This window comes from Enterococcus sp. C57 (assembly GCF_040887305.1).
Lineage (GTDB): Bacteria > Bacillota > Bacilli > Lactobacillales > Enterococcaceae > Enterococcus_B > Enterococcus_B hirae.
The window spans coordinates 1-22,525 of the sequence record NZ_JBFOFP010000004.1 but is presented as its reverse complement, the minus strand read 5'-3'; the positions used below and the strand labels follow the sequence as shown (position 1 = coordinate 22,525).

Annotated in this window: 19 protein-coding genes and 1 other annotated feature; of the genes, 16 read left to right on the top strand and 3 right to left on the bottom strand. The window is 36.3% G+C overall.

The window, feature by feature from the left end; genetic code table 11:
* Positions 1-442: 442 nt before the first annotated feature.
* From rpmH to fabF, 16 genes are all read left to right on the top strand, one after another.
* Entirely contained in the window at positions 443-577 is a 135-nt protein-coding gene (gene rpmH, locus AB5M32_RS05690; protein ID WP_002293121.1) for a 50S ribosomal protein L34, read from the top strand.
* Positions 578-694: 117 nt separating this feature from the next.
* Positions 695-1,051, top strand: coding sequence for a ribonuclease P protein component (gene rnpA / locus AB5M32_RS05685; protein ID WP_010720505.1), 357 nt, complete (start codon positions 695-697; stop codon positions 1,049-1,051).
* On the top strand, positions 1,048-1,869 hold the full coding sequence (locus AB5M32_RS05680) for a YidC/Oxa1 family membrane protein insertase (RefSeq protein ID WP_010720506.1): 822 nt from the start codon (positions 1,048-1,050) through the stop codon (positions 1,867-1,869). Before rnpA ends, AB5M32_RS05680 begins: the two co-directional genes overlap by 4 nt.
* Before the next feature lie 14 nt (positions 1,870-1,883).
* Positions 1,884-2,651 (top strand): RNA-binding cell elongation regulator Jag/EloR, encoded by a 768-nt coding sequence (jag, locus tag AB5M32_RS05675; RefSeq protein ID WP_063627680.1) that lies wholly within the window; start codon positions 1,884-1,886, stop codon positions 2,649-2,651.
* A 233-nt stretch (positions 2,652-2,884) separates the two neighbouring features.
* Complete coding sequence (locus tag AB5M32_RS05670) at positions 2,885-4,363, top strand: hypothetical protein (RefSeq protein ID WP_081248848.1); 1,479 nt, start codon at positions 2,885-2,887, stop codon at positions 4,361-4,363.
* 607 nt (positions 4,364-4,970) lie between these two features.
* Entirely contained in the window at positions 4,971-6,368 is a 1,398-nt protein-coding gene (gene mnmE / locus AB5M32_RS05665) for a tRNA uridine-5-carboxymethylaminomethyl(34) synthesis GTPase MnmE (RefSeq protein ID WP_063627679.1), read from the top strand.
* A gap of 15 nt (positions 6,369-6,383) precedes the next feature.
* Complete coding sequence (mnmG, locus tag AB5M32_RS05660; RefSeq protein WP_010720510.1) at positions 6,384-8,282, top strand: tRNA uridine-5-carboxymethylaminomethyl(34) synthesis enzyme MnmG; 1,899 nt, start codon at positions 6,384-6,386, stop codon at positions 8,280-8,282.
* Between the two features lie 568 nt (positions 8,283-8,850).
* A complete protein-coding gene (locus AB5M32_RS05655) occupies positions 8,851-9,882 on the top strand; it encodes an FUSC family protein (protein WP_178287003.1) in 1,032 nt (343 codons plus the stop codon).
* 342 nt (positions 9,883-10,224) lie between these two features.
* A complete protein-coding gene (gene rsmG / locus AB5M32_RS05650; RefSeq protein ID WP_010720513.1) occupies positions 10,225-10,938 on the top strand; it encodes a 16S rRNA (guanine(527)-N(7))-methyltransferase RsmG in 714 nt (237 codons plus the stop codon).
* 11 nt (positions 10,939-10,949) lie between these two features.
* On the top strand, positions 10,950-11,717 hold the full coding sequence (locus AB5M32_RS05645) for a ParA family protein (protein WP_010736770.1): 768 nt from the start codon (positions 10,950-10,952) through the stop codon (positions 11,715-11,717).
* Complete coding sequence (locus tag AB5M32_RS05640; protein WP_010720515.1) at positions 11,704-12,594, top strand: ParB/RepB/Spo0J family partition protein; 891 nt, start codon at positions 11,704-11,706, stop codon at positions 12,592-12,594. Before AB5M32_RS05645 ends, AB5M32_RS05640 begins: the two co-directional genes overlap by 14 nt.
* Positions 12,595-12,713: 119 nt before the next feature.
* On the top strand, positions 12,714-12,905 hold the full coding sequence (locus AB5M32_RS05635) for a DUF951 domain-containing protein (protein WP_010720516.1): 192 nt from the start codon (positions 12,714-12,716) through the stop codon (positions 12,903-12,905).
* 8 nt (positions 12,906-12,913) lie between these two features.
* Positions 12,914-14,014 (top strand): redox-regulated ATPase YchF, encoded by a 1,101-nt coding sequence (ychF, locus tag AB5M32_RS05630; protein ID WP_368024362.1) that lies wholly within the window; start codon positions 12,914-12,916, stop codon positions 14,012-14,014.
* Between the two features lie 86 nt (positions 14,015-14,100).
* Positions 14,101-14,796: a DUF1129 domain-containing protein gene (locus AB5M32_RS05625; protein WP_010720518.1), complete on the top strand. Its 696-nt coding sequence runs from the start codon at positions 14,101-14,103 to the stop codon at positions 14,794-14,796.
* A 320-nt stretch (positions 14,797-15,116) separates the two neighbouring features.
* Positions 15,117-16,601 (top strand): IMP dehydrogenase, encoded by a 1,485-nt coding sequence (gene guaB / locus AB5M32_RS05620; RefSeq protein WP_010720519.1) that lies wholly within the window; start codon positions 15,117-15,119, stop codon positions 16,599-16,601.
* Positions 16,602-17,017: 416 nt separating this feature from the next.
* Positions 17,018-18,247, top strand: a complete 1,230-nt coding sequence (fabF, locus tag AB5M32_RS05615) for a beta-ketoacyl-ACP synthase II (RefSeq protein ID WP_094940640.1) — start codon at positions 17,018-17,020, stop codon at positions 18,245-18,247.
* A 229-nt stretch (positions 18,248-18,476) separates the two neighbouring features.
* Here fabF and serS read toward each other — a convergent pair whose 3' ends face one another.
* The 3 genes from serS to AB5M32_RS05600 form a co-directional block, all read right to left on the bottom strand.
* Positions 18,477-19,748 (bottom strand): serine--tRNA ligase, encoded by a 1,272-nt coding sequence (gene serS, locus AB5M32_RS05610; RefSeq protein WP_053766574.1) that lies wholly within the window; start codon positions 19,746-19,748, stop codon positions 18,477-18,479.
* Positions 19,749-19,800: 52 nt separating this feature from the next.
* Positions 19,801-20,019, bottom strand: a binding site (T-box leader).
* Between the two features lie 38 nt (positions 20,020-20,057).
* Entirely contained in the window at positions 20,058-21,266 is a 1,209-nt protein-coding gene (locus AB5M32_RS05605) for a cell wall metabolism sensor histidine kinase WalK (RefSeq protein WP_178287007.1), read from the bottom strand.
* Positions 21,253-21,942, bottom strand: a complete 690-nt coding sequence (locus tag AB5M32_RS05600; protein WP_010736768.1) for a response regulator transcription factor — start codon at positions 21,940-21,942, stop codon at positions 21,253-21,255. The genes AB5M32_RS05605 and AB5M32_RS05600 overlap by 14 nt, the downstream gene beginning before the upstream one ends.
* Between the last annotated feature and the right edge of the window lie 583 nt (positions 21,943-22,525).

The window sequence follows — 22,525 nt, the reverse complement described above, 5'->3', positions numbered from 1 at the left end:
TTTTTATTTGAGATTATCCACAAAATTAAGAGAGAAAAAAACAAAAAAAATCACAACGAGGAAAAATACTTATCCACATCACTAATCAACAGGTGGATAAGTGTGTTTTAAAGACAGAAATCCCAGGTAGGTTGTGGATAAAAAATCTTTGTTTATCAAGGAGTTAAGCATTCAATTCACAGATAAATGACTGTTTGTGGATTACTTTTTTTACAGGTGTTTATTCTGTGTAAAAAACCCTAAAAAATAATTGTGGATAAATCTTGTGTATAACTTTTTCCACAAACGAATCACACGAAAAAAACTAAACTGTGGAAAAATAGAATGCATAAATCCAGAAGTTTCCTTTCATTTTATATTGACAAATTACCTTGATTGTCGTTATACTATCAAAGTATGTCTGTGTTTTAACAGTAGATAAGAAATTTTGGAGGTGGAATACATGAAAAGAACATACCAACCAAATAAACGTAAACGTCAAAAAGTTCACGGATTCCGTAAACGTATGAGTACTAAAAATGGCCGTCGTGTTTTAGCAAGCCGTCGCCGTAAAGGAAGAAAAGTTCTTTCAGCTTAAGCCACTGGGGTTTCAGTGGTTTTTTTTATGCCCTTTTTTAGGGAAAAGCTGAAAGAATAAAGAGAAATATGTTATGATTATGGACGTAAGTGAAAGATAGAAAAGGAAAGAAAACGAATGAGAAAAGCGTATCGAGTCAAAAAAGAACGAGAGTTTCAAAACGTATTCCATACAGGAACGTCATTTGCTAATCGTAAATTTGTCGTTTACCGCTTAGAAAAAAAAGACCAGCCACATTTTCGTGTCGGGCTTTCAGTAGGTAAAAAAGTGGGCAATGCAGTATGTCGCAATGAGGTAAAACGTAAGATTCGTGCGGCGGTCTATTCTGTAAAAGAACAGATCGATCCGGAATTGGATTTTATCGTGATTGCAAGACCAAGTGTCAAGGGACTAACTTACGATGAGATTCGTTCCAATCTAGTCCATGTCTTAAAACTTGCAAAAATAATCGATAGAGAGGAAAAGAGTAAGTGAAGAAATACAAACGTTTACTTTTGATGGCAGGCATTATCAGTCTAGTCGTTGTCTTATCCGGTTGTGGAACTGGAGAAGTAAGTGCACAAAGCACAGGAATTTGGGATCGCTACATCGTTTATTATTTTGCAGAAGCGATCAAGGCATTGTCATTTGGAAATGCAGGGATTGGGATTATTTTATTCACTTTGATCATTCGTGTGATCTTGATGCCGTTGATGCATTTTCAAACCAAGAGTATGCGAAAAACCCAAGAACTTCAACCAAAATTAAAAGCACTACAACAAGAATATAGTTCAAAAGATCCTGAGACACAAAGTAAGTTACGTGAAGCGCAACAACGTTTATATGCGGAAAATAATGTGAACCCATATGCTGGTTGTTTACCGTTGTTAGTACAGATGCCGATTTTGATGGCGTTATGGCAATCGATTTCACGTGTGCCTGAATTAAAACAAGGAAACTTTTTATGGTTAAATCTAGGAACAGCAGATCCAACCTTTATTTTACCGATCCTTGCTGCGGTATTTACTTTTGCAAGTACGTATCTAAGTAGCATGAGTCAAATTGAATCAAATGCATCAATGAAGATCATGAATTTTGTGATGCCTGTGATGATCTTAGTTATGGGGGTCAACTTAGCAAGTGGTCTTTCATTATATTGGGTAATATCTAATGCTTTCCAAGTCGTTCAAACATTACTAATCAATAATCCATTTAAGATTAGAAAAGAGCGAGAAGAAGAAGCTCAACGTATTCGTGAAAAAGAACGTGCGTTGAAAAAAGCCATGAGTCCGAAGAAAAAACGTAAAAAATAAGGGAGGGAATGCTAATGCCGATTTATGAAGCTGCGACAATTGATGAAGCAATCCAACTTGGTTTAAACGATTTAGGATTGGATAAAGAGCAAGTTGAAATTGAGATACTAGATGAAGGTAAGAAAGGATTTCTTGGGATCGGGCGTAAGAATGCTCGTCTTAAGATTGAACCTTCAATTAGTGAAACTGTTTCAGAAGCAATTGAAGAAACGGTAGAAGAAGTTTTAGAAGAACCTTTAGAAAAAACGATAGAAGAAACTGAAACCATTGAAGTCTTCACAGAAGACCAACCAGAAGAAGTAGAAACCAGTGAATTAGGCGATGAAGCAGCTTTAACGGAATTAGCAGTCTATCTCACGGATATTACCAAGCAATTAGATGCGCCAGCTTTAGTAAAAATGACCCGCGAAGCAAATACCGTCGTTTTTCAATTAGATACACAAAAACAAGGGATTTTAATTGGCAAACACGGCAAAACATTAAATGCTTTACAGTATTTAGCACAAGTTTTCATTCACCGTGTTGCTAAAAATAAACTATCTGTAGTAGTAAACGTTGGTAATTATCGTGAAAAAAGACAAGAAATCATTCAACGCTTAGCAGATCGTACTGCCGAAAAAGCAATTAAATCCGGTCAACCAGTCTTCTTAGAACCAATGCCGGCATTTGAGAGAAAACAAATCCATGCGGCATTAAGCAAGAATGAATATGTGAAAACTCATTCTGAAGGAGACGAGCCTTATCGTTATCTAGTAGTAGAACCTGTAAAAAAACGATTATAAACACTAAAAGAGTTTGCTTCATTAACAAATGCTTGTTAATGAAATAATGCTTGATAAATAAGAGAAGTTTAAATCAATGAAGTAGCGAAAAAGTAAACTGATTACTTTTTCGCTACTTTATTTTTGTTGTGTTTTGCAAGAAATCTTTTTTTCTCTGTTTTCTAAAAAAAAGTTTCTTTCTCCAAAATAATCTATGTTACTGTGAATACGACTGGGGGAAAAGGAAGGGAAAAATGGAAGAGAAAAAAAGAAAAAAAATGATAAAAGATATCGAAAAAGCTCGTGAAAAATATGTAAAAAATGAACAAAAGTATCTTGCAGAAATGTCGCATGTCTTTAATCAAAAATGGAATTGGACTTCCAATATGCTGGATAATGAGGCTGGAGTAAAATATGATAACCTTATAGAGTATATGTATTTGTATAAAAAGGTAGTTGAAAAAAATCCTGAACAGTTTACAGAAAATGGTAGAGAACGAAAGAACTTAATAAACTCTTTAAACGGTAGTATAGGATGTAGTTACGATAACAAATATTTTAAGCCATGCATGAAAGACTTGGTAAATAATGATCCGGATAGTTTTTTAGTTATACCAATCATGTATAACCGAAGAGCAGGCGATGTTCATAGTGTCAGCCTGCTTATTCAAAAAGAAGACAATAAAATTAAAGTGCGCGTTTGTAATAAAGGAGGTCAACTTGTACCTAATGAAGCGCCAAATGTTGATGGAAAAATTTCTCTTGAGCATTTAAATAAAATAGCGTCGTTTTATCAATGGGAAAACTGGAATGATTTTTCCGATAAAGAGAAATTAGACCTTTGGAAAGGCGTTAGTAAGGAGGATAAAGCAGAATTTGTAGAGAGTTTCGCAGCAGTAGAAAAATTGTGGGTAGATCTGGATACCAAACAATTAAAATCAATCTATGTATATGAGTTTGAAGAATCAAAAGAAAACATAGAAGCCATTTCAAAAGCTGTTCGTATAGGAAGATATGCTCCTACATGGCGAGATTTTTTAAGTTTGTCCCGAAAAGAAGGTGTGAGCTTTGGAAGCTTTTTTCAAGATAAATATAATTTGTTTTTTCATAAGACAACAGAATTTCCGTTAAAAGAGCTTCATCATCATGCATCAGAATGTAAGTTTGAAAATTATGTTGCAAGGTCACAAATGACAGGGGCATGTATCGTAAAAAATATAGGATTAGCATTCAAATATACACTAGGTTATAAAACTAAGGCAATTATTAAAGACAAAGAGTATGATCAATGTAAACAAATTGAGGGTATGGATGAAATGCTGCTAAAAGTTGCTAAAGATGAGGTCAAGAACCAGAGTTATAGTGATTTACTTGATCAGAATTACGCGTTTTTTCTTAAAAATAAAAAAGAATTGGCGCAAGAGACGCCAAGCATGAAAATAGTAAAAAAAGAATTGTTAATAGATGTTGTAAATGAAGCTGGAGAAAAAGTTGGAGACGTGCTTACAAACCAGTTTCTTATAAATCAGAAAGATGTTAAAAACGAGTTACATAATAGAAAAACGGGTGAAGAATACCTGAGAAAAGTTGCTGCTGTAAATAAAAATGAATCAAAATCTAGTCCTGAAGCTAAGAAAAGAATTAATACTATAAATAAAAAAGTTTCAAAAAAGAAAAAAACAGAAAGACCAAACTCTGGATTGGAAATATCAAGTTCTGGATTAGAAAGATAGAGGTAAACCCTCCTGAATAGGGATAAAATAAATGTCGTTTTATCCTATAGTTGAAAATTCATTTAATCATTCATAGAAGATCGGTTATATTGAGGAAAAAGCAAAATTTAAAGGTTGATATGCGTGGTTGTTTTTAGGAATCACATTGACAAACTTTTTTAAACAAAGTATATTTTATTAGAAATCATTCTTATCGGAGTATACGATGCTTAAGTAGTCTTACTTTGATAGAAAAAGCACATGGAGGTTAGCCTTCGTGTGTTTTTTTGTAGAACTGAGATGAGATAGCGATTTGTTTTGAATGGCTATTTTTTATGTTGAATAGTCGTGAAAAGGAACGCGACGATACAAAGGATGAAATAAAAAGAATGTACAATATCCTCAAATCAGAATGAATGTATAAATGAAAAAAATTTTTACGATATTGTAAAAAAGAAGAAGTTGTCAGAGTTCTCTATTTTCAATACTTGTGTCTTGTAACTAAATATGATAACCTATGTTCAGAATTTAATCATGGACAAGCAGTCAAAGTGCGAAGTTCACCATTTATTGTAAAGGGTGAAGTGGGCACTTTTTTTGTGCGTAAAATTAAAAAGGGAGTGAAAAAATGGCTGAAATTACTTTAGAATTTGATACGATTGCTGCAATTTCTACCCCACCAGGAGAAGGAGCGATCAGTATTGTTCGACTTAGTGGAGACCAAGCGGTAGCGTTAGCAGATAAAGTCTATCGTTGTGGCAAGAAAAGCTTATTGGAAGTACCTAGTCATACGATTCATTATGGGCATATTACTGATCCGAAGAATGAACAGATCATTGATGAAGTTATGGTTTCTGTTATGTTAGCACCTAAAACATTTACTCGTGAAGATGTCGTTGAAATCAATTGTCATGGTGGGATCGTAGTCGTAAATCAAATTTTACAACTGCTATTACGAGAAGGAGCAAGACTAGCTGAACCTGGAGAATTTACAAAAAGAGCTTTCTTAAATGGTCGTGTAGATCTTTCTCAAGCAGAAGCCGTGATGGATTTAATTCGGGCGAAAACGGACAAAGCAATGGGCTTAGCTTTAAATCAATTAGATGGCAATCTTTCTTCGTTGATTCGTTCATTAAGACAAGAGATCTTAGAAACATTAGCACAAGTAGAAGTCAATATCGATTATCCTGAATACGATGATGTGGAAGAATTGACTACACGATTATTGCTTGAAAAAGCGACGATGATCCAACAAAGGATCCAAGCTTTACTTGCTACATCGAAACAAGGAAAAGTCTTGCGTGAAGGATTAAGTACAGCTATCATCGGTCGTCCAAATGTCGGAAAATCAAGCTTGTTGAATCACTTATTGCGAGAAGAAAAAGCAATTGTAACAGATATTGCGGGAACGACACGAGATGTCATCGAAGAATACGTGAACGTTCGTGGTGTACCATTGAAATTAATTGATACAGCTGGAATCCGCGAAACAGAAGATCTCGTTGAACAGATCGGGGTAGAAAGAAGTCGAAAAGCATTATCTGAATCGGATTTGATTTTATTGGTTTTGAATCAAAGTGAGCCACTGACCAGAGAAGACGAGCAGCTTTTAGAAGCTACTAAGGGTTTGAAACGGATTGTACTTTTAAATAAAACAGATTTGCCGCAAAAGTTAGAAAAAGAAGAACTTGATCAATGGTTAGAAGATGAACCGGTGTTTGCCGTTTCTGTGGCTAAAAATGATGGTTTAGATCAATTAGAAACAGCTATCGCTGATTTATTCTTTGGTGGGCAAACCGGTGAAAGAGATGCTACGTATGTATCAAATACCAGACATATTGCTCTACTTGAAAAAGCATCAATTTCATTAGCAGAAGTAGTTGCTGGGATTGAAGCAGGTATGCCTGTAGATCTTGTTCAAATCGATATGACACGCTGTTGGGACTACTTAGGGGAAGTCGTTGGAGACAGTGTACAAGATGAATTAATCACTCAATTATTCAGTCAATTCTGTTTAGGAAAATAAAAGGAGGAAATGTACTTGAATCATTATCAAGCAGATACTTATGACGTCATCGTTGTAGGGGCAGGACATGCTGGTTCAGAAGCAGCGTTGGCTGCAGCCAGAATGGGCTCAAAAACGTTATTACTAACTATCAATCTAGACATGGTAGCGTTCATGCCATGTAACCCTTCAGTCGGAGGACCAGCAAAAGGTGTCGTAGTGAGAGAAATCGATGCTCTTGGTGGCGAAATGGGTAAAAATATCGATAAAACGTACATTCAAATGAGAATGTTAAACACAGGAAAAGGTCCTGCTGTGCGTGCTTTAAGAGCGCAAGCAGACAAGCATGCTTATTCCGCAGAAATGAAGCATACGATAGAAAAAGAACCTAATTTGACGTTGCGTCAAGGAATCGTCGAAGAATTAATCGTCGAAGAGGGTGTTTGTCGAGGTGTGGTGACATCAACTGGCGCTTGCTACCAAGCGAAAGCTGTCGTCATTACTGCTGGCACAGCTTTACGAGGTGAAATCATCATCGGAGAATTGAAGTATTCATCTGGACCCAACAATTCACAACCTTCTGTTGGATTAGCTAATAATCTAAAAGAATTAGGTTTTGCGATTGATCGTTTCAAAACAGGAACACCTCCTCGGGTTAAATCAAGTACGATTGATTATTCAGTGACTGAAGAGCAACCTGGCGATAAAGAACCAAATCATTTTAGTTTTAGCACGCCAGATAGTGCGTACAACTTAGAACAAGAATCTTGCTGGTTGACTTATACCGGTGAAACGACTCATAAAATCATACGTGATAACTTGCATCGTGCACCGATGTTTACTGGAATCGTTGAAGGTGTGGGCGCTCGCTATTGTCCATCGATTGAAGATAAGATCGTACGTTTTGCAGATAAACCAAGACATCAATTGTTTTTAGAACCAGAAGGCTTGCATACGGAAGAAGTATACGTTCAAGGATTATCGACTTCATTACCAGAAGATGTCCAAGTGGATATGCTACACTCTATCGCAGGACTGGAAAAAGTTGAAATGATGCGTACGGGATATGCGATCGAATATGACGTTGTCGAACCCCATCAATTACGTCCAACGCTCGAAACGAAAGTCATCGAAAACCTTTATACTGCAGGTCAAACGAATGGGACTAGTGGTTATGAAGAAGCAGCGGGCCAAGGGCTGATTGCTGGAATCAATGCAGCGCTCAAAGTCCAAGGAAAAGAGCCTTTGATCATCAAACGCAGTGACGGTTATATTGGTGTTATGATTGATGACCTAGTGACTAAAGGAACCAATGAACCTTATCGCTTGCTCACTTCACGTGCTGAATATCGTTTATTATTGCGTCATGACAATGCAGATCTACGTTTGACGGAGATGGGACACCAAGTAGGTTTAGTCAAAGAAGACCAATACCAAGCTTATCTGAAAAAGAAAGCTGCTGTTGAAGCAGAAATTAAACGTTTGATGACTGTCCGGATCAAACCGACAGAAGAAGTCCAAGCATTTTTGGCAACTATCAATGCTGCGCCATTAAAAGACGGGGTTTTAGCGAGTGACTTTTTGAAGCGACCTGAAATTAGCTACAGCGATTTAATGTTGTTTATTCCGGAAAATGAAGCATTGACAGCGAAAGAAATTGAACAAGTTGAAATTCAGATCAAGTACGAAGGATACATTAAAAAAGCACTTGAAAAAGTAGAAAAATTAAAACGAATGGAAGCCAAAAAAATACCAGAAAATATCGACTACGCAGCAATTAATGGATTGGCTACAGAAGCAAAACAAAAACTACAAAAAATCCAACCAGAAACCATTGCTCAAGCTAGCCGTATCAGTGGTGTAAACCCCGCTGATCTAAGTATTTTGATGGTCTACATCGAACAAGGGAAGATTGCGAAAGTGGAAAACCTCTGATTTACGGTTTTCCATAAGTAGCTCCATTGGAAAATTAGCCGAAGATTTCAAAAAATAGGAGGAACTATTTTTGGATTCTCCGGCTTATTTCTTAGAGCTAGATACTCCTGTTGGAATCTCTAGAAGATAGTTTTTTCGTCTTTTTAGCAACGATACCAGTAAAGAGAAATCTTAGCACCATCAATGGACAGGAAGTATTTTGCTTTTTGTCCATTTTTTGATGGCGTAAATCTCCTTTTTTCAGGACACAATTCAATTGGGTAGGTTGAGCTAGAATTGATGGGAAATTACCTCGTAATTCTCGAGTCCCTCCTATTTATAGATTGAGCCAAAAATTTGAGAAGCATCAAGTAGGTAACAATCAACAGCAGAAACTAGTGTTTGTGTTTTCTGTCAATTTCTGGAAATTCTTTCTTCTTTCTTGATGCTAAACACTTTTGTCTCAACCCCCACTTATTTTTTATGAAAAATAAAGAAATTGTTGTTATACTAAATGATGTTGATAGAAACGAGAGCGAAACATTGGAGCCTCAACATCTAAATAAAGATAGAAGAAAGGAGCGATTGGTTGTTCAAAACTTATTTTCGTTTTAATAAGATTCAAGATAACCCATTTCGTATCATGAACCTTATGCTATTGATTTTTATCGTACTATGGTTAGGATACATAAACCAGAATTTCTTGATTTCAAGTTTTTCTTCATTAGGGATTTTTACTTTTTTCTATTATCAAAATATACCCATGAAACATTTAATTAAGCGCATGTTTTTCATTGGCTGTGGACTTTTATTTGCTTTTGTATTAGGAATGTTATCAACCTATGTTTTATGGTTGGAACCTTTTGCTGTAGCTGTAGTGGCTTTTGCCAGCCGGTTTATTTTGCGGTTGTTCCATATTTCAAAACCAGGTGGCTTATTTTTTGCGATGCTTTCGGCGATGGGAACAAGTATGCAGTTACCGATTGATCATTTGCCAATGGTTTCTCTTTATTTTTTCATAGGGGTCATGTTTTCATTGATCGCTGCAGTTATCACCAAGTTACTTGATTCACGTCCAGAACAAGCCATTGAACAAATCTCTTTAAAAGAGAGATTCCAAGAAGAACCGTTAGTGATTATTGATTCTGTTTTCTACAGTGTTGCTTTATTTCTTTCCGTCTATATTAGTCACGGATTGCAGTTGCACAATCCTTACTGGTTAACTCTTTCTTGTGCTTCTATTCTTTTAGCTGAGAATTTGGATGCAATGAAACATCGGCAAGTACAATATTTGATTGGTTCCATGGGGGGCTTATGTGTGTCGGCTGTTTTATCCTTTGTACCATTTACTCAGTTACAAACGATTTTTCTGATCACTTTTCTTTACGGTATCTCACAATTTTTGGTTGCTAGAAATTATGCGGTTGCCAACATTTTTCTTAATCCGATGGCACTGATGTTATCGACACTAATTCGTGGGGCCTACTTGATATCCTTGATCGAATATCGCTTTTTGGGAATCGTGATCGGAAGTTTTATTGGTTTAGGTGCTGCATGGGTCATGACTGTTGGGTTACAGCACTATCTCAATGTTGTGCGGAGAAAATTAGAGACAAAATAATAAATAAAAGTATATACAATAAAAAAAACCAGTTCGTTTTTGAAGTGAGGATCAAAGACGAGCTGATTTTTTTAATCCATACATTTGATATGTGTTCATTTTTTGTTTAAATTTGAATAAAAAATCAACTAGCGTTAAAAATTAGAGATAACCTAGTTAAGGCATTTATTTTTTTTTAATTACTTACATATAGAAGGATGTGTACTTCCTAGTGCTTCCTTTTTAATTTTTTAAAACCTCCTATAAATTTACCGGTAGAAAGATTGCAACTCGATTCATTTTGCGTTAAAGTAAAAAGAGATTTCGTGAAACAATTGCTGTTTCACAATGAAAGGATTAATTATGACACCAGAAGAATTTCGTCAAGCATTGGCAGATAAAGACATCCATTTATCTGATCAACAAATGAGTCAATTTGAACGTTACTATCAGTGGTTAGTTGAGTGGAACGAAAAAATGAATTTAACAGCCATCACGGAAAAAAATGACGTTTATTTGAAGCATTTCTATGATTCATTAACGTTAGCTTTTGAGGTGGACTTTTCTCAGCCTCTTTCACTTTGCGACGTAGGTTCAGGCGCAGGTTTTCCGAGTATCCCACTGAAAATTGCGTTTCCTAACTTACAGATCACGATCGTTGATTCACTGAATAAACGAATCAACTTCTTAACGGAATTAACAAAAGAACTTGGTATCACAGCGGCACTTCATCACGATCGTGCCGAGACATTTGGTCAAAATCCTCAATTCCGAGCTTCATTTGACTTAGTAACTGCTCGCGCTGTAGCAAGATTGAATGTTTTAGCAGAACTATGTTTGCCTCTAGTGAAACAAGAAGGATACTTTTATGCGCTGAAAGCTGCAAAAAGCGAAGAAGAACTAATAGAAGCCAAGCATGCGATCGCGATCTTAGGGGGAAAGTTTATCAAAGAAGATGCGATAGAATTACCGAAAATATCTGACAAGCGACATATTTTGGTAATCCAAAAGAAGAAAGTCACCCCGAAAAAATACCCAAGAAAACCTGGTATGCCAAATAAGCAACCAATCAAGTAGGAGGAGAAGAGATGGCACAAATAATATCTGTTGCAAACCAAAAAGGTGGCGTAGGTAAAACGACGACCACTGTTAACTTAGGTGCTTGCTTAGCTAGTCTTGGTAAAAGAGTCTTGTTAGTGGATATGGATGCACAAGGCAATGCCACAAGTGGTGTCGGTATTCGAAAACCAGATGTTACTCAAGATATTTATGATGTCTTAGTCAATGAGCTACCGATTGCCGAAGCAACTCTTGTTACCGAACATGAAAATTTGAGTATTGTGCCTGCCACTCTTCAATTAGCAGGAGCAGAAATCGAATTAACTTCAATGATGGCCAGAGAGTCTCGCTTGAAAGGTTCTTTAGCCGAAGTGAACGATCAATATGATTATATTCTGATTGATTGCCCACCTTCATTAGGTCATTTGACTATTAATTCATTTACAGCTAGCGATTCTATTCTGATCCCAGTGCAATGTGAATATTATGCATTAGAAGGATTGAGTCAATTACTCAATACAGTTCGTTTAGTTCAAAAGCATTTCAATCCAGAATTGGAGATTGAAGGCGTCTTACTTACAATGTATGATGCACGTACGAACTTAGGAAATGAAGTCGTGGAAGAAGTCCGAAAGTATTTCCGTGAGAAGGTCTATGAAACGATTATTCCAAGAAATATTCGTCTTTCAGAAGCACCAAGTCATGGAATGCCGATCATTGATTATGATCCACGTTCTAGAGGAGCTGAAGTTTACCAAGCATTGGCAAAGGAAGTGGTTAACCGTGAAGAAAAGTAAAGGATTAGGACGAGGGATCGATGCGTTATTTCAAGATTTAGAGAATTTAGAAACTGTGGATGTTGAAGATGAAACAGTTGTACAATTACCACTAAACGAATTACGCCCTAACCCTTATCAACCACGTAAAACATTTGAAGAAGTCTCGCTTCAAGAATTGGCAAACTCCATTGAGCAATCAGGCGTGTTTCAACCGATTATCGTCCGTCGTTCGGCAGTAAAAGGATATGAAATCATTGCTGGTGAACGTCGTTTCCGAGCTTCTAAGTTAGCAGAAAAAGCGACCATCCCTGCAATTGTTCGTGACTTTGATGAAGAAGCAATGATGCAAGTCGCTGTTTTGGAAAACTTGCAACGTGAAGACTTGAATCCATTAGAAGAAGCTGAAGCCTATGATATGCTGATGAAAAATCTTAAACTTACGCAAGCAGAAGTGGCGAAACGCTTAGGTAAAAGTCGTCCATATATCGCAAACTATCTCCGTCTGTTAACGTTACCTGATTTAGTGAAGGAAATGGTCCAAGATCAACGATTATCGATGGGACAAGCTCGTACCTTATTAGGTCTAAAAAACAAAAGTTTGATTCTAAAATTAGCGAATCGAGCAGTTATGGAAAATCTAACGGTTCGTCAGTTGGAACAAATTGTTTCGCAATTAAATCAAAACGATGGGAAAGAAAAAAAGAAAATCCCTCGACTAGCAAAAGAAAAGCCTTATTATATACGTGAAAGTGAAGACCGCTTGATGGATAAGTTTGGTACAAGTGTTGCTATCCAAGAAAAAGACGGTAAAGGAAAGATTGAAATTGAGTACCTTTCGCAAAATGATTTGACAAGAATCCTTGATATCCTTAATATTCAATTCGATGAAGAATAAGTAATAGGAAAGAAGCGTTCAATTCAGACCAATCAACCTTAATTTTTACGATCACTATATGAATATCAAAAAGACGTGGGAACCGTTCTTAAGAGAAATGACTAAAGGAGGGGACTTTTATGTACGACTTACATGATATTGTTGAAATGAAAAAACCTCATGCTTGTCAGACCAACCGTTGGGAAATCATCCGCATGGGAGCGGACATCAAAATCAAATGCGTCAATTGCGGGCACATCGTTATGATGACTCGTCGAGAATTTGAGAAAAAATTAAAAAAAGTACTTGAAAAAAATGCAGAGAAAGAGTGAATAAATCTATGGCATTAACTGCTGGAATTGTTGGATTACCCAATGTCGGTAAATCAACTTTATTTAACGCAATCACCAAAGCTGGAGCAGAAGCAGCGAACTATCCTTTTGCAACCATTGATCCGAATGTAGGAATGGTAGAAGTTCCCGATTGGCGTTTACAACGCTTAACTGAACTTGTTCATCCTAAAAAAACCGTGCCAACAACATTTGAATTTACGGATATTGCAGGAATCGTTAAAGGTGCAAGTAAAGGGGAAGGCTTGGGAAATCAATTTCTAAGTCATATCCGCCAAGTTGATGCGATTTGTCATGTGGTCCGTTGTTTCGATGATGACAACATCACACATGTTGAAGGACGAGTTGACCCATTAGCGGATATTGATACGATCAATCTAGAATTAGTATTGGCAGATCTGGAATCGATCACTAAACGCTATACTCGAGTAGCAAAAATCGCAAAAACGAAAGACAAAGATGCAGTTGCTGAATTAGCTGTTTTAGATAAAATCAAGCCAGTCTTAGAAGAAGGCCGTTCAGCTCGCTCTATCGAATTTACGGACGAAGAACAAAAAATCGTTAAATCATTGTTTTTATTGACTACCAAACCAATCTTATATGTAGCAAACGTTGCAGAAGATGAAGTAGCAGATAGCGATACGAATCGCTACGTTCAAGCTGTACGTAATTTTGCTGCCGAAGAAAATGCAGAAGTTATCGTAGTCAGCGCACGTGCAGAGGAAGAAATTGCTGAACTAGACGAAGAAGATAAAGCAGAATTCTTAGAAGCTTTAGGAATTGAAGAGTCTGGATTAGATCAATTAATTCGTGCAGCTTATGATTTGCTAGGATTAGCTACGTACTTTACAGCAGGAGAACAAGAAGTTCGGGCTTGGACATTTAAAAAAGGCATCAAAGCACCTCAAGCAGCTGGGATTATCCATTCAGACTTTGAGCGTGGATTTATCCGTGCGGAAACTGTTTCTTTTGAAGATCTAGATCATTATGGAAATATGCATGCTGCCAAAGAAGCTGGCCGTGTTCGTCTAGAAGGTAAAGACTATGTAGTCCAAGATGGCGACGTTATGTTATTCCGTTTTAATGTATAAAAGGGCTATCAAACGATACGTATAGTATGTTAGAATGTCTTTTGTGACAACCGTTAAAGTAGCGGCTAAGGAGGACTATTTAGATCATGGAATCAGAACAATTACGTGAAATTGTAAAAGAAAACAATCAATTAGAAGAAAAATTAACTAAAAGAAACCAACAATATATTTTTGACTTAAAAAAATCTTTAGAAGCAGCTAATCTATCCGAAGAGGAAAAGGTAAAAGCACTTCATGACATCCTTCCAACCTTAGTGTCTGAACAAAAAGGTGGAAAAACAGCCAGACAATTATTTGGAACTGTTTCTGAAAGAACTGAAGCAATTATCAACAAACCAGTTGAAGCAAAGGTAAATTCTAAACCACTATTGATGTGGCTAGACAATACATTCCTGTTATTAGGTTTGTTGAGTATCATGATTGCTATTACCGGATTGTTTTCACGTGGAACAACGCCAGCTTATGGAATCACAACTTTGGTCTTTGGATCAGCTGTTGGTGGTTGGGTATTTTACCTGATGTATAAATACATTTATCAATATGAGTATCCGGGAGCAGATCGTAGTAAAAAGCCAGGTATGGGTAAAACATTGTTGATCTTAACTGGAACTACATTGGTCTGGGTGGTTGCCTTTTCCGCTACCACACTTCTTCCTCCAGTACTGAATCCGTTGTTAGATCCAGTAGTTATCATCATTATTGGGGCTGCTGCACTAGCTTTGCGTTATTACATGAAGAAAAAATATGGAATCGTTGGAAGTTTATCTGTACCTAGAAGATAATTCGTTAAAGTACGATTCGATGTATATCAATGATGAGGGATCATTATTTGAAACAGTTGTTTGTTTTGAATAGTGGTCTCTTATTTTTTATGGAGAAATGGTTAAAACAGAAAGAACAAAGATTTGAGAAACTTGGTAAATTTAATCAGTAGCTTCTCTTAAAAGAGTTTCTCGTTATTAACCATATATGACTTGTAATGGAAGCGCTTATAATAAGGATATTCTTAGAAACAGTCCGGATTATGGGAAGACGGTTGACTTAATAGAAAAAATCGATTATTTTAATAGATAAACTAAAAACTAGAGGAGTGGTACTAAAAATGTCCAACTGGGAAACAAAGTTCACGAAAAAAGGGTTTACTTTCGATGATGTCTTACTGATACCAGCAGAAAGTCACGTGTTACCAAACGAAGTGGATATGAGTGTACAATTAGCAAAAAATATTAAGTTGAATATCCCGATCATCAGTGCAAGTATGGACACTGTAACTGATAGTAAGATGGCTATTGCGATGGCTAGACAAGGTGGATTAGGTGTTATTCATAAAAATATGACAATTAGTCAACAAGCAGACGAAGTGCGCAAAGTCAAACGTTCTGAAAGTGGTGTGATCATTGATCCATTTTTCTTAACACCGCAACATCTTGTAGCAGATGCAGAAGAATTGATGAGCAAATATCGAATTAGCGGTGTACCGATCGTTGAGACTTTAGAAAACAGAAAACTTGTTGGTATTATTACGAACCGTGACATGCGCTTTGTAACTGATTATCATATGGAAATCAATGATGTGATGACCAAAGAAAACTTAGTAACAGCCCCAGTCGGTACTTCTCTAAAAGACGCAGAAAAAATATTGCAAAAACATAAAATTGAAAAATTACCTATCGTTGACAACGATGGTTGTTTAAGTGGATTGATCACAATCAAAGATATTGAAAAAGTGATTGAATTTCCCAACGCTGCCAAAGATGAACATGGACGTCTACTTGTAGCTGCTGCTGTTGGTGTAACAAGTGATACATTTGAGCGTGCAGGTGCCTTGTTGGAAGCAGGAGCAGATGCGATCGTTATTGATACAGCACATGGTCATAGCGCTGGAGTGATTCGTAAAATCCAAGAAATTCGTTCTACCTTTAAAGATGCTACTTTGATTGCCGGTAACGTAGCGACAGCGGAAGCAACAAAAGCATTATATGATGCGGGTGTGGATGTCGTAAAAGTCGGTATCGGACCAGGATCAATTTGTACAACACGTGTGGTTGCCGGTGTAGGTGTACCACAATTAACAGCAATTTATGATGCTGCTTCTGTCGCACGACAATATGGCAAAGCAATTATTGCTGATGGCGGAATCAAATATTCAGGTGATATCGTCAAAGCATTAGCTGCTGGAGGGCATGCCGTCATGTTAGGTAGTATGTTGGCAGGTACAGATGAATCTCCAGGTGAATTTGAGATTTTCCAAGGCCGACGTTTTAAAACTTATCGTGGTATGGGTTCATTGGGCGCAATGGAAAAAGGTTCAAAAGATCGTTATTTCCAAGGTAGCGTCAATGAAGCGAATAAATTAGTACCAGAAGGAATCGAAGGACGTGTGGCCTACAAAGGAAGCGTTGCGGATATTATCTTCCAAATGATCGGTGGATTAAAATCTGGTATGGGTTATGTTGGGGCAGGCAACTTGAAACAATTGCGTGACGAAGCACAATTCATCCAAATGAGTGGCAATGGGTTGAAAGAATCCCATCCACATGATGTCCAAATCACAAAAGAAGCACCTAACTATTCAGTAGAATCTTAATCAATTAAGGGAAAAAGACTCAACATATTCCGCTTTAGGAGTCAAGTGAATATTCGAAATAAGTAGAATACTTAGAGCATTGTTTTTAAAGTAAAAAAGTCGTCAATCTTAAAATTTGTTTTTCTAAATTTTAAGATTGATGACTTTTTTTCGTCTGACTATGTTGTTTTTGCTCAATATCCAAATAAGAGTGACCACTAAGCTGCTGTTGTATAAATTTAAACCACTGTGAAGTTGAGCGGTTAAGGAGCTAATAAGCATTTTTTACGATAAATTTATTAAAAAAATTATGTTTTAATAACAAATTTTTGTTTTTTTTAGTTAAATTACTATATAGTTAAGATTTTTTAATATGTTAGAATATATCTGAGTTATATTTATATTTTGTTATTTTATGATAGTAAGGAGTTTATAAGATGATAAAAAGAGTAGTTATAACTGGAAGGGGAACTATCTCTTCTTCTGGAAAAAATGCAGAAGAGTTATGGACAAATGTGAGTAATGGTATTTCTGGGATAAAAAAGATAGAAGCAGAGGAATTTAGTAATTTAGAAACAAGGATTGGTGGAGTTATTTCTGATTATGCGATTGACCAGTATCTTAATCAAAAAGAGATCAAGAGAACAGATCGTTTCACTCATTTTTCAGTAATCAGTTCTATGCAAGCGCTATCTGAAGCGAGTTTTGATCATAAGGATTTTGATTTGGAAAAATGTGGCGTTATGATTGGTACAGGAATAGGTGGTATTCACTCTTTAATTGAAAATCAAAACATTATGGAAAAGAAAGGAAGTAATCGTGTTTCTCCTTTAGTAGTTCCTAAGTCAATAGGCAATATAGCGGGAGGTTTCGTATCAATTAAGACTGGATTTAAAGATGTGACTTTGTGTCCTATTTCAGCTTGTGCTTCGGGAAATCAAGCGATAGGAGAAGCATTTCTTAGAATTAAATATGGGCTAAGTGAAGCAATACTTGCAGGTGGAGCAGAAGCTTCGATTGTACCTATTGCTTTTGCTGGGTACAACCAAATGCAAGCTTTATCTACGAGGAATGAGCAACCGAATTTAGCTTCGAAACCTTTTGACAAAAATAGGGATGGCTTTGTCATGTCAGAAGGAGCTGGGATCGTTTTTTTAGAAGAATTCGAACATGCAAGATCACGCGGAGCGAAAATTTTAGGTGAAATTATCGGATACGGGATGACTTCAGATGCTTATCATATGACTACACCTCATTCAGAAGGAGCCAGTCGTGCCATCCAAAAAGCACTTGAAATGGGGAAAATTAGTGCAAATGAAATTGATTATATAAATGCGCATGCAACAGGTACTAAAGTTGGAGATATTAGTGAAAGTCGAGCAATCAAAAAGGTTTTTGGAAAGCATGCTGAACAATTATTGATTAGCTCTACAAAGTCCTCAACAGGACATCTATTAGGTGCAGCAGGAGGCATTGAAGCAGTGATTAGCTTGAAAGCGATGGAGTATAATATTTTACCACCAACTATTAACCTGACAGAACCTGATGAAGATTGTGATTTGAATTATATTCCCAATAATAAAATTCATCATCAAGCAAATATTATTCTTTCAAATGGTTTTGGCTTTGGTGGGCATAATACCTCTATAATTATAAGAAAATTATAAAAAAGCCGGTAAATTACAGAACTTCTGAACAAGAAGAGAGTGGGGTAATAGTCCTTTTTAAAAAGAAAATAAACATATTAAGATTAGTGAGCCTGGGACAAAACTTGTCTCAGGCTCTTCTAGTATCTCTAAAAACGAATAAACGGCGTTCAAGAAGCAACTCCTCAACAATAAGCGAGGAGCTGACCGCTTATTTCATGACATCTTTATATAAATAAGACAAGGTGGTCTACTTTATCACTTTTAAATTTCCCATGTAAGGAACTAATACTTCTGGAACAGTCACTGATCCATCTTCATTTTGGTAGTTTTCAAGGATCGCTGCGACAGTTCGGCCGACTGCAAGTCCTGAACCATTCAGTGTATGAGCATAGTGGATTTTTCCGTCTTCATCACGGTAACGGATCATTGCGCGTCGTGCTTGGAAATCTTCACAGTTTGAACATGAGCTGATTTCACGATATGTTTCTTGTGCAGGGATCCATACTTCTAAGTCATATGTTTTGGCAGCAGAGAAGCCCATATCTCCAGTAGATAATGCTACTACACGGTAAGGTAAATGTAATTTTTGTAGAATATCTTCAGCATCGGCTGTCATTTTTTCTAGCTCATCATAAGAATGTTCTGCATCAGAGAATTTGACCATTTCTACTTTATTAAATTGGTGTAAACGAATCAATCCTCGGGTATCACGGCCGGCACTCCCTGCTTCCGAACGAAATGCGGGACTAAGAGCAGTGAAATAAATCGGTAAATCTTGCCCATCTAAGATCTCATCGTTGTAATAGTTTGTTAATGGAACTTCCGCTGTTGGGATCAATGTCAAATCTGTATCTTCTAATTGGAAAACATCTTCTTTAAACTTAGGAAATTGCCCAGTTCCGAACATAGCCCGACTATTTACGATATAAGGAGTAATCATTTCTGTATAGTCATGTTCATAGATGTGTTGATCTAGCATAAAGTTATAAACGGCACGTTCTAAGCGAGCGCCTAATCCTTTATAGTAAACAAAACGACTTCCAGAAACTTTTGCCCCTCTTTCAAAGTCTAAGATACCTAAGTTTTCAGCGATTTCCCAATGTGGTTTCGGTTCAAATGAAAAATTACGAGGCGTGTTCCAACGACGAACTTCCACGTTGTCCTCTTCGTCTTTTCCAACAGGTACAGAATCATCTGGTAAATTTGGTAAGGTAGTCGCAATTTGATGTAACTTTTCATCTACTTGCGCTACTTCTTCATCAAGGGCTTTAATGTTGCCCCCAACTTCTTTCATTTCATTGATTTTAGCTGTTGCATCTTCTTTGTTCCGTTTTAATTGTGCAATTTCTGCTGAAACATCATTACGATATTTTTTTAATTCTTCCGTTTTAACAAGTAATTTTCGACGACTTTCATCTAATTCCATAAATTCAGCTAAGGTTTCTTTTTTGACCCCACGAGTCATTAATTTTTCTTGGACATAATCAAAATTTTGACGCATCATTTTTACATCTAACATTGCAATTCCTCCTTAAATATAATAAAAAAAAGACCAATCCATCCCTCAATTATCTTGGGACGAATCGGTCTAACATTCGCGGTACCACCCGAGTTCAACATATAAATATGCTGCTCTTGTTAACAGATAACGGCTGTTTTGCCGACCTTTCTTATTTCGAAAGGTACACATCAAAGAACTGGAACTTCCAACTTATTTTTTGCTGATTTACACCATCCATCAGCTCTCTTGAAAAAAATAAAATGTACTGGGTTCTGTGCTATATAGATATGATATATAGAAATGATTGTAATAAGAATATCGGATATTTTAATTTTCGTCAATATGTTCCTGACTTTTGATTGGTAATTTTTCATTTCTTTTTATTGGGAGATGCATGATGAATGAAGTCCATTGTTTATCAGATTTAGCATAAATATAACCACCATGTAAAGCAACGATACTTTGAGCAATGGCTAAACCTAAACCCGTCCCACCGGTTTCTTGTGAACGAGACTCTTCTACTCGGTAAAAACGGTCAAAAAGATTATCGATTGATTCTCGAGGAATCATAGCTCCATTGTTTTTTACTGTCGCAACGACTTCTGAGCCAACTTTTTCGACTTCAATGACAATTTTTGTAGCGCCTTTGCCGTATTTTAAAGCATTCGTCAGTAAATTATTAAAGACACGAACTAGTTTTTCAGTGTCCCCATCCATAGTTAATGATGGAACCTGTGATGATACAAGGATTTGGATATGTTTTTTTGATGCTTCTAATTCAAAATCAGCAGCTAGTTGTTCAATTAGCTGGATCAGATCAAAAGCCGAAAAATTGACCGGAACAGCTGGTTGTCTGACTTTAGTATACTCAAAAAGATCATCCACTAGTAATTTCATTTGTTTTGCTTTGATATAAGCTGTATGGGTATACTTCAAAAGATCCTCTTTTGTTTGATACTGGCCATCTTCGATTAATCCTAAGTAACCAATAATAGAGGTTAAAGGGGTACGGATATCGTGACTCACATTAGTAATCAATTCATCTTTTGATTTTTCAATTTTCCGTTCATCTTCGATCGCAGCTACTGTACTATCGACTAAACCATTAATGCTTGTTACTACACGACTAAGATCACCTGTTAATTCAAAAGGGATTCGATGGTCATAATTACCATTAGCGATATAGTGAAGCTCGCTAATAATATGACGTAGTTGCATTTGTCGGTAGCGACGGATCAACCGCCAGTATAATACGCCGATATCTAAAAGAAAGAAAAGGGGAATCAGAAAATTTCGACCGTTCCAAAATAAATCACTATTCAATCGTTGAGCAAAAATATTTTTTGAATCCCAAATCGCATTAGTCAATGAAGGGGAACTACTAATTATTGAAGTAAGGACAACCAAAATCGCAACATTTAATAGTAGAAGGAGAATCACGGTGATAATACCTTCTGCTAATAACTCACTGATTTCCTTAGAAGTTAGATTGATTCGTCGCCGTTTTTCTGTTCCTCTTTTTTTATCTTGCATCAATTTTATAGCCCACTCCCCAAACGGTTTGAATGACTTTTTCTCCACCAGTTGCTTCTTCGATCTTATCTCTCAAATGACTAACATGGACCATAACAGTTTTTGCGGAAACAATACTTTCTTGTTTCCATACACGCTCAAAGATTTCATCTGCACTGAACACACGATTAGGATGACTTGCTAATAAGTATAGAATCCCAAATTCTAATGCTGTAAGCTGAATCTCTTTCCCATCAATTGTTTTTACTTCATGGGAATCTTTGTTAATAATCAAAGAGTTTACTTCTAATATATCCGGTTGATCCGGTGTGATTTGCATTTTTGTTCGACGAAGCAAAGATTTTACGCGTGCCATAACTTCTAAAGGATTAAATGGTTTTGTAACATAATCATCAGCACCAGCAACAAGCCCTTTAATTTTATCCATATCGGTTGTTTTTGCTGTCAACATGATAATCGGTATTTGCGATTCCTTTCGTAATTCTTTAACGACCTGCATGCCATCCATTTCAGGCATCATAATATCCAAAATCAATAACTCAATATCAGGTATCGTTCGAATCTTTGATAATGCTTCTTTCCCATCATAAGCCTTAACAGCTTCGTATCCTTCATTGTGAACATAAATACTTAGTAATTCAACAATTTCTTTATCATCATCAGCAATTAATATTTTCATAGATTGTTCCTCCAGAGTTAGAATGATACTATTTACTATTCATTCTAGCAAAAAAATGTCTAAATAGATAAAAGCAACACTTTGTTAAGGAAAATTTTAGAAGGTAAGAGCTAAGTGAAGTGGCTCATAAATAGAAAACTGAACAATCACAGTGCTGAGAAGGCTATCATTAATGAAAAACTGGTTAAAAGCGAACGTTTTTCACTTATAGGATTAGAACGATCGATTACGCTAAAAATGTTGATAAAACAGCTTTTTTCTTATTGACTTTTATTTTTGCTGTTGGTATATTATTATTTGTTCGAAAGAGCAAAGATCGCTAGTGAAAATAGTTGAAATAAACTGTTGACAGAGGGATCGCACCATGATAAGATAACTGAGTCGTAAAAAAAGACAGCTTATGAAGCTTGATTCTATCGAAAAAAACTTCAAAAAAGTTATTGACAAATAACAAACGACGAGTTATGATAAATGAGTTGCTGAAACACTTCTAATAAAACGAAGTCAAAAAAACTTTTAAAAAAAGAGTTGACAAACAAACGTCGCTCTGATATGATATAAAAGTTGCTACGGCAATCTCAAC